Annotated in this window: 16 protein-coding genes; 12 read left to right on the top strand and 4 right to left on the bottom strand. The window is 55.8% G+C overall.

Features of this window, described 5'->3' with window-relative positions:
• Positions 1-62 precede the first annotated feature (62 nt).
• Positions 63-839: an enoyl-CoA hydratase-related protein gene (locus GOW92_RS01845; protein WP_170557459.1), complete on the top strand. Its 777-nt coding sequence runs from the start codon at positions 63-65 to the stop codon at positions 837-839.
• A 5-nt stretch (positions 840-844) separates the two neighbouring features.
• Here GOW92_RS01845 and bmt read toward each other — a convergent pair whose 3' ends face one another.
• Positions 845-1,861: a betaine--homocysteine S-methyltransferase gene (gene bmt / locus GOW92_RS01840; RefSeq protein WP_170557457.1), complete on the bottom strand. Its 1,017-nt coding sequence runs from the start codon at positions 1,859-1,861 to the stop codon at positions 845-847.
• A gap of 116 nt (positions 1,862-1,977) precedes the next feature.
• On the bottom strand, positions 1,978-2,295 hold the full coding sequence (locus tag GOW92_RS01835) for a DUF1476 domain-containing protein (protein ID WP_170557455.1): 318 nt from the start codon (positions 2,293-2,295) through the stop codon (positions 1,978-1,980).
• Positions 2,296-2,482: 187 nt separating this feature from the next.
• On the opposite strand from GOW92_RS01835, the gene purC reads away from it, so the two are divergent.
• From purC to GOW92_RS01800, 7 genes are all read left to right on the top strand, one after another.
• Entirely contained in the window at positions 2,483-3,238 is a 756-nt protein-coding gene (gene purC / locus GOW92_RS01830; protein ID WP_170557453.1) for a phosphoribosylaminoimidazolesuccinocarboxamide synthase, read from the top strand.
• Between the two features lie 140 nt (positions 3,239-3,378).
• A complete protein-coding gene (locus GOW92_RS01825) occupies positions 3,379-4,047 on the top strand; it encodes a MarC family protein (protein WP_170557451.1) in 669 nt (222 codons plus the stop codon).
• Positions 4,048-4,165: 118 nt separating this feature from the next.
• Entirely contained in the window at positions 4,166-4,396 is a 231-nt protein-coding gene (gene purS, locus GOW92_RS01820; RefSeq protein WP_109311572.1) for a phosphoribosylformylglycinamidine synthase subunit PurS, read from the top strand.
• Between the two features lie 22 nt (positions 4,397-4,418).
• A complete protein-coding gene (purQ, locus tag GOW92_RS01815) occupies positions 4,419-5,087 on the top strand; it encodes a phosphoribosylformylglycinamidine synthase subunit PurQ (RefSeq protein WP_170557449.1) in 669 nt (222 codons plus the stop codon).
• Between the two features lie 36 nt (positions 5,088-5,123).
• Entirely contained in the window at positions 5,124-6,902 is a 1,779-nt protein-coding gene (locus GOW92_RS01810) for a sensor histidine kinase (protein ID WP_170557447.1), read from the top strand.
• 12 nt (positions 6,903-6,914) lie between these two features.
• Positions 6,915-8,249 (top strand): sigma-54-dependent transcriptional regulator, encoded by a 1,335-nt coding sequence (locus GOW92_RS01805; RefSeq protein WP_170557445.1) that lies wholly within the window; start codon positions 6,915-6,917, stop codon positions 8,247-8,249.
• Between the two features lie 509 nt (positions 8,250-8,758).
• Entirely contained in the window at positions 8,759-11,596 is a 2,838-nt protein-coding gene (locus GOW92_RS01800) for an Rne/Rng family ribonuclease (protein ID WP_170559300.1), read from the top strand.
• A gap of 46 nt (positions 11,597-11,642) precedes the next feature.
• Here GOW92_RS01800 and GOW92_RS01795 read toward each other — a convergent pair whose 3' ends face one another.
• Entirely contained in the window at positions 11,643-11,876 is a 234-nt protein-coding gene (locus GOW92_RS01795; RefSeq protein ID WP_170557443.1) for a sulfurtransferase TusA family protein, read from the bottom strand.
• 105 nt (positions 11,877-11,981) lie between these two features.
• Between GOW92_RS01795 and GOW92_RS01790 the strand changes: the two genes are divergently transcribed.
• From GOW92_RS01790 to GOW92_RS01775, 4 genes are all read left to right on the top strand, one after another.
• Positions 11,982-12,734, top strand: a complete 753-nt coding sequence (locus GOW92_RS01790; protein ID WP_170412974.1) for a cytochrome c biogenesis CcdA family protein — start codon at positions 11,982-11,984, stop codon at positions 12,732-12,734.
• Positions 12,735-12,797: 63 nt separating this feature from the next.
• A complete protein-coding gene (locus GOW92_RS01785) occupies positions 12,798-14,012 on the top strand; it encodes a hypothetical protein (protein WP_170557441.1) in 1,215 nt (404 codons plus the stop codon).
• Positions 14,009-15,358 carry a cytochrome P450 gene (locus GOW92_RS01780; RefSeq protein WP_170557439.1) on the top strand — a complete coding sequence of 450 codons (1,350 nt, stop codon included), beginning with the start codon at positions 14,009-14,011 and terminating at the stop codon, positions 15,356-15,358. The genes GOW92_RS01785 and GOW92_RS01780 overlap by 4 nt, the downstream gene beginning before the upstream one ends.
• 72 nt (positions 15,359-15,430) lie before the next feature.
• Positions 15,431-16,312 (top strand): fructose bisphosphate aldolase, encoded by an 882-nt coding sequence (locus GOW92_RS01775; protein ID WP_170557437.1) that lies wholly within the window; start codon positions 15,431-15,433, stop codon positions 16,310-16,312.
• Between the two features lie 2 nt (positions 16,313-16,314).
• On the opposite strand, the gene GOW92_RS01770 is transcribed toward GOW92_RS01775, so the two are convergent.
• A complete protein-coding gene (locus tag GOW92_RS01770; RefSeq protein WP_170557435.1) occupies positions 16,315-16,917 on the bottom strand; it encodes a DNA-3-methyladenine glycosylase I in 603 nt (200 codons plus the stop codon).
• Positions 16,918-16,980: the final 63 nt, after the last annotated feature.

The raw sequence follows: 16,980 nt of genomic DNA, 5'->3' as shown, positions 1-16,980 counted from the left end.
CTTTCCCTTCGCCTGTATTTGAGTCAGGGTTCACCAAGTCGTGAGCATGGGGAGAGGACTGCATGGACTATGAGGCTATACTGCTGGATATCACTGACAATCTGGCTGTGGTAACCCTGAACCGACCCGACAAGATGAACGCGTTGACCGCGCAGATGCGGGCCGAAGTCACTCATGCGATGACCCATGCGGCCCGCCACGCGCGGGCGATCGTTCTGACGGGGGCAGGGGGTGCGTTTTGCTCGGGGCAGGATCTGGGGGATTCGTCCAGTACCGGCCGGATTGATCTGGAACGAACGCTGCGCGACGAATACGATCCGATGCTGGAATCCATTTACAACTGTCCGGTCCCGACCATCGCGGCGGTCAATGGACCAGCGGCAGGTGCGGGGGCGAATATCGCGCTTAGCGCTGATGTAGTGATCGCCACCGAAAGCGCATACTTCCTGCAGGCATTTTCCCGCATCGGTCTGATGCCGGATGCCGGGGGCACTTGGTTCCTGCCACGCCAGATGGGTTTTGCCAAAGCTATGGGGGCAGCCCTGTTTGCCGACAAGATCAGCGCCAAACAGGCGGATGAATGGGGCATGATCTGGGAGGCGGTTGCCGACGAAGAATTCGACGCCCATTGGCGCAAACGTGCGGCTTATCTGGCCGATGGGCCAACCACCGCATTTGGTGCGATCAAGCAAGCAATCCGCGGAACGTACGACAACACTCTGCCACAGCAGCTAGCGATCGAGGCGCATTTGCAGGGAGATTGCGGCCGTTCACGCGACTTTTCCGAGGGCGTTGTTGCCTTCATGGAAAAACGCCCCCCGAAATTCGAGGGGCGCTGAACGATTTAAGCGCGACGGCGACGGCGACTGCGCCGTTCAGGAACCACCGCATCGGCTTCGGTGCCGTCTGACGCCGATGAGAACGGGCCCAGCGCACCTGCGATCTGATCCAGCGTCGGGCGTGTGCCGCGACTGGTGGTGTCCAGCGCTTCGCGCATTTTGCGCAGGTGCTCTGGCATAGTTCCGCAGCATCCACCGATGATCGTGGCACCTGAATCCCGTGCCATTTGGGCATATTGGCCCATTAATTCAGGCGTGCCGTCATAGTGAATGTGGCCATCGACGTATTTTGGGATACCCGCATTGCCTTTGGAAATCACCGGACGTTCCGTTCCCTGAGCCGCAAATCCAAGAACCGTGCGCAGGATGTCCGACGCGCCCGTGCCGCAGTTGGCACCGAATGCAATCGGCGGATTGGGCAGGGTTTCGACCAATTGAGCCAGATCTGCAGAGGTTACGCCCATCATGGTGCGCCCGGCAGTATCAAAGCTCATGGTGCCACACCAGGGCATGTCGGCCAGAGCAAATGCTTCCGCCGCTGCTTTGAATTCTTCTGGTGCACTGATCGTTTCGACCCACAGAACGTCCGCGCCACCAGCCTTGAGTGCCTCGGCCTGCTCGTGGAACATCTCGACCGCGCCAGCATGGGATAGGCTACCAACCGGCTCCATAATCTCACCGGTAGGTCCAACCGACCCTGCAACAACAATGGTACGACCGGCCTTGTCGGCCACTTCGCGTCCCAGTTCGGCACCGATCCGGTTCAATTCACCGACCCGGTTTTGGGCGTCGTGCAGTTTTAGGCGGGCGGAAGTGCCGCCAAAGGTGTTGGTCAGAAACAGATCGCTGCCTGCGTCCACCGAACCCTGATACAATGCCCGAATTTTGTCTGGCGCATCGACATTCCACAGCTCGGGCGCGTCGCCCGACTGCAAACCCATGTTGAACAAGTTCGTGCCCGTGGCGCCGTCGGCCAGCAAAGCATCTTTTGTTTCCAGAAGTTTATTGAGCGCATTTGTCATGGGGGTATTCCCAAAAGGCCGTTAGGGGCCGTTAAAAATAGAGACGCCCCGTGTCTCATGACCGGGGCATCAAATCAAATTCATAAAACTCATGAAGATCATGAGCCGAGTATTTTTTACTCGGTTTCGCTCAGCACTTGCGACTTTGCTTCGGGCAGAAGTTCGGCCATTTTCGCGCGGATTTCATCATCGGACGACAGCGCGCCCAGATCAGCAGACACCTTGCGCACGACATCTTCGTGGCCGACCTCTTCCATATCCGCGATAACTACGGTTTTGGCATACGCATCGGCATCGTCGCCAGACTTGCCCAGTTTTTCTGCGGCCCAAAGGCCAAGCAGTTTGTTGCAGCGCGCCTGAGCTTTGAACTGCATTTCTTCGTCATGAGCGAATTTAGCTTCAAAAGCGTTTTCGCGTTCGTCAAAAGTGGTCATTGTTTGCGGACCTCATAGCTTACATCTTCTTAATTGATGATATGACTATAGCTGAGCGCCTGTGCAAGGGAATTGCGCTGCGTCAAAGCCTCTCGGTCCGCTGAACTTGCGGGAAAGTGGGGCTTGGACTATGAGGGCGCCAACGCGAAGGGACTCATTCCCTCGCCCCGGACTGGAAAGGTCGCTCATGGCGCGTCGCAAGAAGATCTACGAAGGCAAGGCGAAAATTCTGTATGAAGGCCCTGAGCCGGGTACGATCGTGCAGTATTTCAAGGATGATGCCACCGCGTTTAACGCGGAAAAGAAAGACGTCATCGATGGCAAAGGTGTGCTGAACAACCGTCTGAGCGAATTCTTCATGACCGGTCTCAACCAGATTGGCGTTCCGACCCACTTCATTCGCCGTCTGAATATGCGCGAGCAATTGGTGCGCAACTGCGAAATCATTCCGCTTGAAGTGATCGTTCGCAACTATGCTGCCGGTACGATCTCGAAACGTCTGGGTATCGCCGAAGGTACGCAACTGCCGCGTCCGATTGTCGAGTATTGCTATAAAGACGACGCATTAGGTGACCCGCTGGTTACCGAGGAACACATCGCCGCTTTTGGCTGGGCCAGCCAACAGGACATGGACGATATTCTGAGCCTTGCTCTGCGGGTGAATGACTTCATGAGTGGTATGATGCTGGCCGTCGGTATCCGACTGGTCGATTTCAAGATCGAGATCGGCCGAGTTTACGACGGGGATTTCCAACGCCTCATTGTGGCTGATGAAATCAGCCCCGATAGCTGCCGCCTTTGGGACATCGAAACCGGCCAAAAGCTGGACAAGGACGTATTCCGCCGGGATCTGGGCAGTCTGACGGACGCTTATTCTGAGGTCGCGCGCCGTCTGGGTGTGCTGCCCCAAAGTAACGTCGCCAAACCTACGCTGATCAACTGATCACGCGGACTAACCACAACATTTTTCAAAAGCACTGCTTAAATCAAAGCAGTGCTTTTTTCTTTGTGTCTGGTAGTTTGACAGAAATGTCGGTTGTCCGGCATTGTCGGACAAATACGAAAACGAGGGTGGCGCTTTACATGGTCGAATTGTTTGATCAGGCGGTTTTTCTAAAATTCCTTGCAGCCCTTCTGGCGATTTTCAACCCGCTCTACGGTATCCCGATTTTTCTTAGCATGACCAAAGGATACTCGGCCTCCGAACGCAGGCAGGTAGCGCTTATCGTGACGGGCACGGTTATCATTATCGGCCTGATAGCGGTTGTGATCGGAGAAGAGATTCTTGCTGTTTTCGGGATCGACATACCTTCGTTCCGTATCGCTGGAGGGCTGATTATCTTTGGGATTGGTATGTCGATGCTGAACGCATCGGACAGGCCAAAAGGTGATCAACAGGCTATGGATGAGGGGCATAAGAAAAAAGACAACATCGCCGTTGTGCCGCTGGCTATTCCTTTGACTATAGGGCCTGGAACTATTGCGATAACAATCGTTTATTCTCATACCCTGAGCGATGGTGCCGAAGTGGTGACCCTTGGAACGGCAATTGTGATCGCCTGCTTGATCGTCGGCATAGGTTTGTTGTTCGCCGATCCGATTTCTCGACTGTTGGGGATGACGATGATCAATGTCATCACGCGTGTCATGGCTCTCATACTGGTGGCGGTGGCTATCGAGATGGTTTTGACCGGCACATTCAATGCAATAGACGCGCACTATCCCGGACTGATTTCGGGCGGAAGCGGGTAGCGACGGTGACTGCGGTCATCTGCCCACTTCAAGAAGGGTTGTCCAACTTCATCAAGCACGTTATCCCCCGCGCAACGGAACGGGCTGGAAACCAAGGCCCTCAGCTGGAGTTGCAAGAATGAAAGCACGTGTGCATGTGATGCTCAAGAACGGGGTCCTTGACCCTCAGGGTGAGGCAGTGCGTCACGCATTGGGTGCCATGGGCTTTGATCAGGTCGAAGGCGTGCGGCAGGGAAAGGTGATCGATCTGGAACTGGCCGAAGGCGCGACCGAGGCGGACATCACCGAGATGTGCGAAAAGCTGTTGGCCAACACGGTCATTGAACGCTACGAAATCGAACTGGTCTAACCATAGTCCCGGAGGACCCACCATGCGCGCAGCTGTCATCGTATTCCCAGGTTCCAACTGTGACCGGGATCTTGCCGTCGCTTTTGAACAGGCGGGTTTTCAGGTCGATATGGTCTGGCACAAGGATGCCGCGCTGCCAGAAGGCGTGGATATCGTGGGCGTGCCAGGTGGTTTCTCGTACGGGGATTACCTGCGCTGCGGCGCAATCGCCGCGCAGTCACCGATTTGCAAGGCCGTAGTAAACCATACTGAGCGCGGCGGTTACGCCGTTGGTATTTGCAACGGTTTTCAGATCCTGACCGAAACCGGCATCCTGCCTGGTGCTCTGCTGCGCAACGCCGGCCTGAAATATATCTGCCGCACTGTCGGTCTGAAGGTGGAAACAAGCGATAGCGCGTTCACCGAAGGTTACAACGCGGGTGATGTGATCGGCATTCCGATTGCCCACCATGACGGCAACTATTTTGCGGATGATGCAACGCTGGCCAAACTGCAGGATCAGGATCGGATCGCGTTCACCTATACCGAGAATCCCAACGGTTCGGTCGGGAACATTGCAGGTATCCTGTCTGAGAACCGCCGGGTGTTGGGGATGATGCCTCACCCTGAACGTGCGGCGGATGACGGCCACGGTGGAACTGACGGGACGGCATTGTTCCGCGCATTGTCTGGCGTTCTCGCTCCGGCGTGACTTGAGCTTACGTTCCAGCCCGCGTAACTTTCCGGGATGAGTTCCGAAGTTCGCTCTAGCTGGTCCTTTCTGACAAAACCATTTCGTGGCGCGCCATTAGGTTGGCGGCTGCGGTTGGCGGTCATTTTTCTTTTGATCGCCACGGTTACCACGGTTTATGTGACCAATCGGCTGCTGACGGACCGTTTTACCGAATCCACACGTAACCGGGCCGAAGTGCGACTGGCGCTGTATTCCGGCAACTTGCTGAGCGAACTGCGCCGAAATGCAATTGTTCCGCAGCTATTGGCCCGTGATCCTACGTTGATATCTGCGCTACAATCCAGTGACTTCTCGCTGTCTACCCAGCGTTTGATCTCGTTTGTTGAAGAAATCGGCGCTGCCTCATTGATGTTGCTTGATGGGGATGGTCGCACTGTTGCGGCCACCGATCGTGCGCGTCTGGGAGAGCTTCACAGAAGCTCGCCGTATTTCATTGATGCGGTGCGAGGGAATTCGACGATCTTTACCGTGATTGAAAAAGAATCGGGCGGCTACAGCTTTGTCTATTCAAGAAGAATGGAGTCCAATGCCGAGATTCTGGGCGTCATCGTTGTCGAGGTCGATCTGCAGAAGTTTGAGCGCGCCTGGGCAGGTATTTCTGACGCCGTAATGGTGACGGACAGTACCGGAACAATCATCTTGTCGACCGAACCCCAATGGCGGGGACTTGAGGAAAGCGCCGCGTTGCTGCGCCAGCCTGCGCAAGGCGCTATCCAGCGGGCAATTCGTGCCACCACAGACTGGACTGCGTTGCCGCCGGACGCCTATCTGCAAGGCGAGGCAGTGATGCGGATGGAAACACGCATTCCGTTCCGGGGCTGGAAAATGACATCGTTCACCACCTACGAGTCGATTCGTGAAAAGGTGAACAGTGTAATCGCGCTCGAGATTATGGGTTTTGCGATTCTTCTGTCGCTGGCCTTTTATGCGCTCAGCCGCCGGGCTACCTTCCGCATGGCACTGTTCCAGCGTGAGTCGGCAGAGCTTCGCGCATTGAACACAAGGCTAAAGCGGGAAATTGCTGAGCGCGAACGGGTTGAAAAAACGCTGGAAGTTGCCGAGCAGACGCTTGCCCAAAGCTCAAAATTGGCCGCCCTGGGCGAGATGTCGGCGGCTGTGAGTCACGAGCTCAATCAACCTCTGGCTGCAATGAAAACCTATTTGGCCGGCGCGCGTCTTTTGCTCCGTCGGAACCGCCCAGAAGAGGCCTTGGCAAGCTTTGGTCGTATTGACGGTCTGATTGAAAGAATGGGGGCGATTACCCGCCAGCTGAAATCATACGCGCGAAAGGGTGCAGATACGTTTTCCCCAGTAAACCTTAGTGAAGCACTGGCCGCGTCGCTGTCTATGATGGAGCCGCAACTGCGTCAGCGTCACGTCAAAATCACCCAGATACTTCCAGACGAACCGGTGTCGGTCATGGGCGACCGGATGCGGATCGAGCAAGTGATGGTGAACCTATTGCGCAACGCGCTGGACGCCACCAAGTCAGTCTCTGAACCAGATGTCGAAATCATACTGGCAGCGGGCGATATGGCGGTGCTGACAGTGCGCGACAATGGCTATGGAATCGAGGACATCGAAAACCTGTTCGAACCGTTCTATACTACAAAACAACCCGGCGACGGCGTTGGTCTGGGGCTTGCCATCTCTTCCGGGATCGTGAACGACCATGGCGGACGGCTGACAGCACGCAACAGCCCGCAAGGCGGGGCCGTGTTCGAGATGCAGTTGCCGATACTGGGAAGCGACGGCCTTGAGGCCGCGGAATAACGAGGAATAACTATGGCACAGGCCATGAAGATCGCCATTGTGGATGACGAACAGGACATGCGCCAGTCGATCAGCCAATGGCTGGCACTGTCGGGATACGACACGGAAACCTTCGCCAGTGCCGAGGACGCGCTGAAGGTGTTGGGGCCGGAATATCCGGGTATCGTGATCTCGGATATCAAAATGCCTGGCATGGACGGCATTCAACTGTTGAAAAAGCTGATGGGGGCCGACAGTACGTTGCCAGTCATCATGATCACCGGTCACGGGGATGTGCCAATGGCGGTAGAAGCCATGCGCGTCGGGGCATTCGATTTTCTTGAAAAGCCCTTTAACCCCGATCGCATGTCGGAACTGGCCAAACGCGCCAGTACTGCGCGTCGACTGACCTTGGACAACCGTGCCCTGAGGCGCGAGCTGTCGGGTGGAACGCAGATAATGAACAAACTGATCGGGGCCAGCCCGGTCATGGAACGTCTGCGCGAAGATATCCTGGATCTGGGCCAAGCGGACGGTCACGTACTGATCGACGGGGAAACCGGCACAGGTAAGACACTGGTGGCGCATGCGTTGCATGCAGTTGGTAGCCGTGCCGGTAAGAAGTTTGTTTTGGTGAGCTGTGCGGCGCTTGAGGAAGAGGCGCTGTCGAAACGTCTGTTCGGCCCGATGATGCCGGAAGATGCGCAATTGCCCGCAATCGAAGAGGCTCGGGGCGGAACGCTGGTGCTGGAGGACGTCGAGGCGCTGAGCGATACGCTGCAGGCCCGTTTGCTGAGTGTGATGAACGATCAGGGCACGCCGGCCGAAACCCGTATCATCGCGATTTCCAACCTGCAGGAAGCGGGAAAGACCAGCGAAGATGTTCTGCGCCCGGACCTGTTCTATCGTCTGGCTGCATTGCGGATAACCATGCCACCCCTGCGCCAGCGCGGTGAAGACATTCTGACGCTGTTTACCCGGCTCAGCGAACAGTTCTCTGAGGAGTATGGCTGCGAAGCGCCTCAGGTGAGTGCTCAAGAAGCGGCTCAGTTGTTGCAAGCTCCATGGCCGGGAAATGTACGGCAGTTGATCAACATCGCAGAACGGGCCGTCCTACAGTCACGGCGCGGTTCCGGGACGATTGCATCGCTTTTGATGTCCGATCACGAGGAAATGCAGCCCGTCATGACGACCGAGGGCAAGCCGCTCAAGGAGTATGTCGAAGCGTTCGAGCGGATGCTGATCGATAATACCATGCGTCGGCACAAGGGTTCGATTGCATCCGTGATGGACGAACTTTGCCTGCCACGTCGGACACTCAACGAGAAGATGGCGAAGTACGGTCTGCAGCGTTCGGACTATCTTTAGGAAAGAGAGGGGGCCAACCCCCTCTTGAGCCCGCGGTTCAATTTGCCCCCGGGATATTTGAGGGCAGATCAATAGATCCCGGGGCCTTCTATTGATCTTCTCGCAGTTTGCCCATTGTGTTTTCCACAGGACTGCTTTTATTGTGTCCTGACGGGCAGGGCTGTTTTGCGCCCAAAAGTCCCGAATCTTTGAGTTTCGCTGCTCTGCTACTGATGGTGATCAATCCCGCATGGCAAAGCAGACCGATTGTGCCCCCAAGGGGGCAGCTGAACGCCTGAGCCCGCTACAGCGGGCGAAAGGAATAAATGGGCAGGCAGCGGCCAGATCCGCGCCTGTCGGAGAAGAACCGCGATGACGCGCGCGCAACGATTGAGTGTACGGGCAGGGGGCCAAAGCGCCAGACCCTGCCGCGCGCCGTCCGATATCGCCCTGACAAGACACCACCCCAAAAGCGCCTGTCCTCCTGGACGGGTAAGGACAACGCGTTTGGCGCGGTGCACCAAGGAAACATGGCTAAGAAAATGCTTATCGATGCCACCCACGCGGAGGAAACCCGCGTCGTGGTGGTTGACGGAAACAAGGTCGAGGAGTTCGATTTTGAATCCGAAAACAAACGCCAGCTTGCTGGCAACATCTATCTTGCAAAAGTAACCCGGGTTGAGCCGTCTCTTCAGGCGGCCTTTGTAGATTACGGCGGGAACCGGCATGGGTTTCTGGCCTTTTCCGAGATTCACCCGGATTACTATCAGATCCCCGTGGCTGATCGCGAAGCGTTGATGGAAGAAGAGCGCGCTTATGCTGAGGCAATGAAGGCGCGCGACGAAGCGGAAGACACCAAGCCTAAAAAACGCCGTTCACGGTCGCGGTCTAAAGCTGCGGATGTGAAGTCTGACGATGCGGTGGAGTCGATCGAAGTTTCGAACGAACCTACTGGCATGGAAACCATTGATCTGGACGAAGGCGAAGAAGGAGCCGATGGCCCGGTCCTCGAAGGGACATCACCAGCAGACCGGGTTGCCGAAACGCCGGTGGAAGAGCCTATTGATGAGGCAGCGTCACCGGACCAGCCAGAAACAGCTGAGTCATCAGAAGCTGAAGGCGAATCTGCATCATCGGAAGACGATCACGAGCCTGAGCAAGAGGTTGAAGAACCTGCTGCGGAAGCTGCAGAGACCGATTCTGCAGGAGCTGAAGAGAACTCTGACGAAACGGTGAGTGAAGCGAAGGCCGAAACCTCGGAAGACACGACCGAAGAAGACGAGAGTAAGACTGAAGAAGCACGAGCTGATGCGACTGCGAAGGACGACTCTATTGAATCCGTCGCCGACGAAGATGACAGCGAGGATATCCGCCCCGTTCGTAAACCACGTCCGCGTCGCTATAAGATTCAAGAGGTTATCAAGGTTCGCCAGGTTCTGCTGGTTCAGGTCGTCAAAGAAGAACGCGGCAACAAAGGCGCAGCCCTGACCACGTATCTGTCGTTGGCAGGTCGGTACTGCGTTTTGATGCCAAACACGGCGCGTGGTGGCGGGATCAGCCGCAAGATCACCAATGCTCCGGATCGTAAGAAGCTTAAAGAAATCGCTGCGGAAATCGACGTGCCCACGGGGGCGGGTTTAATTATTCGCACAGCCGGTGCCAAGCGCACCAAATCCGAGATCAAGCGCGACTACGAATATTTGCAACGCATGTGGGAGCAGATCCGTGAGCTCACGCTGAAATCCATTGCGCCCGCGAAAATCTATGAAGAAGGCGACCTGATCAAACGGTCGATCCGCGATCTCTATAATCGCGAAATCGATGAGGTTCTGGTCGAAGGTGAAGGCGGATATCGCATCGCCAAGGACTTCATGAAGATGATCATGCCGTCCCACGCCAAGAACGTGAAACGGTATGAAGACGCGTTGCCCTTGTTCGCACGCTATCAGGTTGAAAGCTATCTGGCCGGGATGTTCAACCCGACCGTTCAGCTGAAATCTGGTGGTTATATCGTGATTGGCGTGACAGAGGCGCTGGTTGCGATCGACGTGAACTCTGGCCGGGCCACCAAAGAAGGCTCGATCGAGGAAACCGCGCTCAAGACCAACCTCGAGGCCGCAGAAGAGGTTGCGCGCCAACTGCGTCTGCGCGACCTGGCCGGTCTGATCGTCATCGACTTCATCGATATGGACGAGAGGAAGAATAACTCGGCCGTCGAAAAGCGTCTGAAAGACAAGCTGAAAACCGATAGGGCCCGCATTCAGGTTGGCCGCATCTCGGGCTTTGGACTGCTGGAGATGAGCCGCCAGCGTCTGCGTCCCGGTATGTTGGAGGCCACGACACAGCCGTGCCCGGCGTGTCACGGAACTGGTCTAATCCGGTCGGACGACAACATGGCCTTGTCGATCCTGCGTCAGATCGAGGAAGAGGGCACGCGCCGCCGCTCGCGCGAGGTGCTTGTGCGCTGCCCGGTCAGCATCGCCAACTTCCTTATGAACCAGAAGCGCGAGCATATCGCGCAGATTGAGGCGCGGTATGGCCTGTCCGTACGTGTCGAAGGTGACGTGCATTTGGTCAGCCCGGATTTCTCGATGGAGAAGTTCAAAACCGCCAGCCGGATCGTACCGGAAGCCACAGCTCCAGTCGTTTCGGTAGACGCGTCCCTGATGGATCTTGTTGACGCCAGCGAAGAAGAGCAGGTCGAAGAGGAAGCTGTTCAGGCTGAAGAGGACACCAAGCCCAAGCGTAAACGTCGTCGCCGTCGTCGGAAAAAGGGCAATGGTTCCGGCGAATCTTCCGAGGCGAACGCTGACGAAGGTGATGCGGCAACGTCCGAGGCATCGGATGAAGCTAAGACCGACGTGGCAGATGAAACAAAGCCTGAAGGTGAAGCCTCCGAACCGGTTGAGGAAGAAAAAGCCGCCAAGCCCAAGCGTCGTCGTGCGCCTCGCCGTAAGAAGAAAGACGCCGAACCTATTGAAGTGGCAGAAGAAAAAACTTCTGAAGCCGCGTCTGAAGAGACTGCGGGCAAAGATGGTGAAGTTGTAGCGCCGGAAGCAGAGGCCGTGGAAACTGGTGTAACGGAAGCACCAGAAGAAGTAGCGGCAGAAACTGCAGAAGACGGTGAAAAAACTGAAACGGCGGCAAAACAACCTGAGACTGAGGCGGAAACTTCCACCGAAGAACAGGCTGAACCTGTAGCGGTTGAACAACCCGAGCCAGTCGTTGAGGCGACCGCTGACGACTCGCAGGAGCCTGCGGAAGTCGTGGTTGAAGAGACACCCGAACCGGTTTTGGAGGTTGTAGCCGAAGAGCCCGAACAGCCGGCCAAGCCAAAGCGGCGTGGCTGGTGGTCACTGGGCCAGTAAAAAGAAAAGGCGGGCCAGGTGTCCGCCTTTTTTGTTTCGGCCAATCTCAGCTAGATTTCTGGATCAAATAGACCTGATGGCCGTCCGCGTCCTCCTGCGACAGCAGTTGGTGACCGCTCTCGACGCAGAAATGCGGGACATCAATTATAGCAGCAGGATCATCTGCAAGTACGCGCAGAACTGCACCGGCCGGCATGGATTTCAAACGTTTGCGTGCCTTGAGAACTGGCAGAGGGCACAGCAGACCTAACGCGTCGAGTGTATCGGATGGATTTGACATAAGGTTCAGATATTTCCACTTTGGCAGGGTGTCCAGCGTGCAACCACGAGGATGTGACCGAATGGCCCCGTGACGTTGGCCGCCCCATACCATATGTGCTGAATCATGTTCGGAATAGATATCATCGACGCGGGCTTGCTGCCTGCCATGTTCATCGCGATGCTGGGCGGGTTGATCAGCTTTCTGTCGCCCTGCGTTTTGCCCATCGTTCCGCCATATCTGGCATACATGAGCGGCGTAACGATCAACGAAATGCAGGATGAGGCGCAAGCGCGGCGCAAGGCAACATTGGCGGCCTTGTTCTTTGTGTTGGGCCTGTCCACCGTGTTTTTGTTGCTGGGCTTCACAGCATCCGCGTTCGGGGCGTTTGTCCTTCAGAACCAGGTGCTGTTCGCGAAGGTGTCTGGCGCAGTAGTCATCGTCTTTGGCCTACATTTCCTGAACGTCTTCCGTATCCCGTTTCTTGACCGCGAAGCCCGGATTGAAACCGGTGATTCCGGTGGATCTGTATTCGGCGCTTATATTCTTGGTCTGGCTTTTGCCTTTGGCTGGACGCCATGTATTGGACCGCAGTTGGGGGCGATCCTGTCACTTGCGGCGTCTGAGGCATCGGTCGCGCGTGGGACCCTGTTGTTGGGCGTTTATGCGGCTGGCTTGGGCATACCGTTCCTGCTGGCGGCGATGTTCCTGAACCGGTCGATGACGGTGATGAACCGGATCAAGCCTTACATGGGTACCATTGAAAAGGTGATGGGGGGCTTGTTGCTTTTCGTGGGCATCATGCTGATCACAGGCCTGTTCACAGAATTCAGCTGGTGGCTGCTGGAAACTTTCCCGGCGCTGGCGAATTTCGGATGATCTGTTGATCTGACTTACCTTGACGCTCAGGCTGCGTTAACCTGCGCTGCAGAAGGTAAGGCCATGAGCAGTCAGAATAATCATCCACGGGTGCGTAAACGCCAAGTATTCTATATCCCTGGCTATGATCCGATACCACCGCGGCGGTATCGTGAGCTTTATCGTACCGAAGGCATGCTTCAGTCGGAGGTATCCGGTTATCAGATTTCGGTGTCCGCCAAGTCAGGCGATGGCCCGTATGGGTGGCACGTCACTTCCCGGCAGGATGGTGAAGAAGTTCAAGCTGATGTAAGTGTTTTGGTCTGGTCGGATCTGGTGCGTGACAGCATGTCCAATTCGATCCCGGCGACCTATCTGCAATTGGTGCAGACTGCATGGATCTATATGTCCTCTGGAACGCTGTGGCGCCTGATGCAGCTGCGCAAAGGACCGGTGATTGCCGCACTCTATCCAGTTGGAATGTTGGTGGCTCAACTGCTGTTGGCGATCTTGCTAGCCGCGGCCATGACATGGGTTTTAATGCCGTTTATCGATTGGCTGGGCGTAGTTCTGGCAGTTGGGGCCGCTTACGCTCTGATGCGCTGGTTTCGCCAGCAAGACGGCCAGTTTTTTGCTTATTACCTGATGCATGATTATGCCTATTCCGCAAAGCTCAAAGGGGCGACGCCGGTTGAATTGCGAAATCGCCTGCGTGCATTCGGTGCGTTGATCCAAGAAGCGCTGAATTCAGACGCAGACGAGGTGCTGGTCGTCGGCCATAGCTCAGGCGCCCATCTGGGAGTCAGCGTTCTGGCCGATGTTATCCGCGACAATGGTCAACGTGACGACGGGCCTGTATTTTCGTTCCTAACGTTGGGACAGGTCGTGCCGATGGTTTCCTTTCTGCCCCAGGCCCATGAATTAAGGGCCGATTTGCAATTCCTATCCACGCAGGAAAATCTGACATGGGTAGATGTCTCGGCTCCCGGCGACGGGTGTTCTTTTGCCCTTTGCGATCCGGTGTCGGTCAGCGGCGTGGCCACGGCAGAAAAGAAGTGGCCGCTGGTCCTGTCTGCGGCTTTCACGCAGACCCTGTCCCCCGAACGATGGAAGTACTTGCGCTGGAAGTTTTTCCGACTGCATTTCCAATATCTTTGCGCGTTTGATAAGCCCGATCGGTATGACTATTTTCGTATCACCGCTGGTCCACAAACCTTGGAGCAGAGGTTTGAGGGGCGGGTGCCGTCGAAATCGCGCGTGGAAAAGCCAGTCTCAAAACACACGACGGTGACCGCATGACACCGCCCAAACCGGCTTCGCGTCCGGACAGAGTATCGCTTTGGCGATACTTGAAACTGTTCCGTAAAGACATTCTTTCGGCCCAGCCCCATAGGCTGTACCGCGCCTGGATGGCTGAATTTCGAACACCGTTTTTTAGGTCTTACTTGATGAACCAGCCGGAACTCGTTGACACGGTTCTGAAAAAACGCCCCGACGACTTCCCCAAGTCGAACCGAATAAGTGAGGGTCTGCGTCCTTTGCTGGGAAATTCTGTCTTCCTGACGAACGGGGATACCTGGAAACAGCAACGCAGGATCATCGACCCGGCGTTCGAGGGTGGGCGCCTGAAGGACACGTTTCCGGCGATGCTCGCGGCAGGTCAGGCCGCCGTGGATCGGTTGCGCCCGCAGGCTGACGAGGTCATTGAGTTTGAAGAGGTCACCAGCCATATTGCTGCGGATGTCATTTTTCGCACTTTGTTTTCGGTGCCTATCGAGCATGAAATAGCCGCTCGGGTCTTTGACAAGTTTCGCAGCTATCAGCGCGAACAACCCATTTTGAACATTGCAGCCTTTGTCCCGCTGCCAAAGTGGTTGCCGAGGTTGCATTCGCGGCGCACCAAAAGAAATGCTAAGGATATCAGGGCGCTCATCCGGCGCCTTACGGCGGATCGGGCTGCGCTGATCGCTCGGGGTGAAGCGCCGGACGATCTGGCAACCAAGATCATGACAACACGTGATCCCGAAACCGGGCGTGGTTTCGACACACAGGAAATGGTCGATCAGGTCGCGATCTTCTTCCTTGCCGGCCACGAAACCAGCGCGTCTGCACTAGCCTGGACGCTGTATCTGTTGGCCATGTATCCCGAATGGCAGGACATGTTGGCCGAAGAAGCAGGGGCGTTGGATACGCCGGAATTTACCGCAATATCGCGACTGAGGCTTAGCCGGGACGTGTTCCGTGAAGCGTTGCGGCTTTACCCGCCTGTGCCAATGATGGTGCGTGAAACGACTTGCCCCGAACGTTTCCGAGACAGGGATGTGCCTGAAAGCTCGCAAATCGTGATTAGCCCCTGGCATTTGCACCGGCACGAGAGGATCTGGGATCGCCCGGACGAATTTGATCCAACCCGTTGGGGGACTGAGAACGGAAAGTCGTGTCAGCGCAACGCTTTCATTCCGTTCTCAACAGGGTCCCGCGTATGCCCCGGTGCCGGGTTCGCTATGATTGAGGGGCCGCTTTTGGTGTCCATGCTTTTGCGACACTTTCGATTTGAGCTGGGCGAGGGGCAAACACCTGTACCAGTTGCGCATTTGACTGTCCGATCGAAGGAAGGAATTTGGTTGCGCTTGGTTGAGCGCTAACAAACTACCATCCTTTCACGCCTTGCTGTATGCGGTTTGAAAACGCGGAATCATATTGAACGGGAAAGTCTTATGTCAGCAGTAGAACAGCGCGCACAAATGTCAAACGGTGCAGGTTTCATCGCAGCACTGGATCAAAGCGGTGGGTCGACCCCCAAAGCGCTGGCGCTTTATGGCGTAGACGCATCGGACTACAACTCGGACGAAGAGATGTTCGGCGAAATCCAGAATATGCGTGCGCGGATCATTCTGGCGAATGATTTCACGAAGGCTAAAGTGATCGGCGCGATCCTGTTCGAGCGTACGCTGGGCGAGCAAATTGATGGCCGAAAAGTTGCCGACTATCTTTGGTCGGTTAAAGGTATCGTGCCTTTCCTTAAGATTGACAAAGGGTTGGAAGACGAAGCGAATGGTGTTCAATTGATGAAACCCATTCCGGGTCTGGCCGAGACGTTGGCTAAAGCTGACGGTGTTTTCGGCACCAAAGAGCGTTCAGTCATTCACGAAGCAAATGCGGAAGGCATCGCAGCTGTTACTGCGCAACAGTTCGATGTAGCCCGCGAAGTCGTGGCCGCAGGCATGGTTCCGATTATTGAGCCCGAGGTGAATATCAACTCGGCGACAAAAGCCGAAGCAGAAGACATCCTGAAGGCTGAAATCCTGAAGAACCTGGATCTGTTGGACGAGGGGCAGGACGTCATGCTCAAGTTGACGATCCCTACTCAAGCAAACCTGTATGACGAGTTGGCCGATCATCCGCGTGTTCTGCGCGTGGTTGCGCTGTCAGGCGGTTATTCGACGGATCAGGCCTGCGATCTGCTGGGGCAGAATGGTAAGATGATCGCATCTTTCTCGCGCGCGCTGACTGAAGGCCTGTCAAAACAGCAATCAGATGCCGAGTTCAACGCAGCGTTGGGCGGTAACATCGACAAGATTTTCCGCGCGTCGGTCTAACACTATTGGGGTTTGGCGAATTCGCGGCGCATCTGCGCCGCTTTTTCACGCATAATGCAACCTTCAGCGTGATCGTTCACCAGCCCCATTGCCTGCATAAAGGCAAACACGGTCGTCGGACCGACAAACTTCCAGCCTCGTTTTTTCAGGTCCTTCGACATCGCCTCGGATTCCGGCGATGTTGAGGCGGTTTGCGGGGCAGGCGGCGCGTCTGCCTCGTATCGCCAAACATATGCGGCCAAGGATCCTTCGGACGCGATAAGTTCTTGCGCGCGACGGGCGTTGTTGATCACAGCCTCGATCTTTCCACGATGCCGCACAATCCCCGCATCCTTCAATAATCTTTCCCTATCTGTATCATCAAATGTCGCTACAGCGTTGATATCAAATGCTTTGAACGCCTTGCGGAAATTTTCACGTTTGGACAGTATCGTGCGCCAGCTAAGGCCGGACTGGAAACTCTCGAGGCAGAGCTTTTCGAACAGGCGTTGATCGTCGCCAACCGGGTATCCCCATTCCTGATCGTGATAGTCAAAGAATTCGGGGGCTGTCTGACACCACGCGCAGCGCGGTTTTCCGTCAGGCCCTTCGATTGTCTGCACCATTCCTATGTACCCTTTTTGTTCCATGCCACTTTAGGCAGTTTCACAAAGTCAAAGCAAGATTGA

The organism is Ruegeria atlantica, from assembly GCF_013032505.1.
Lineage (GTDB): Bacteria > Pseudomonadota > Alphaproteobacteria > Rhodobacterales > Rhodobacteraceae > Ruegeria > Ruegeria atlantica_F.
This window is presented reverse-complemented; position numbering and strand designations above follow the sequence as displayed.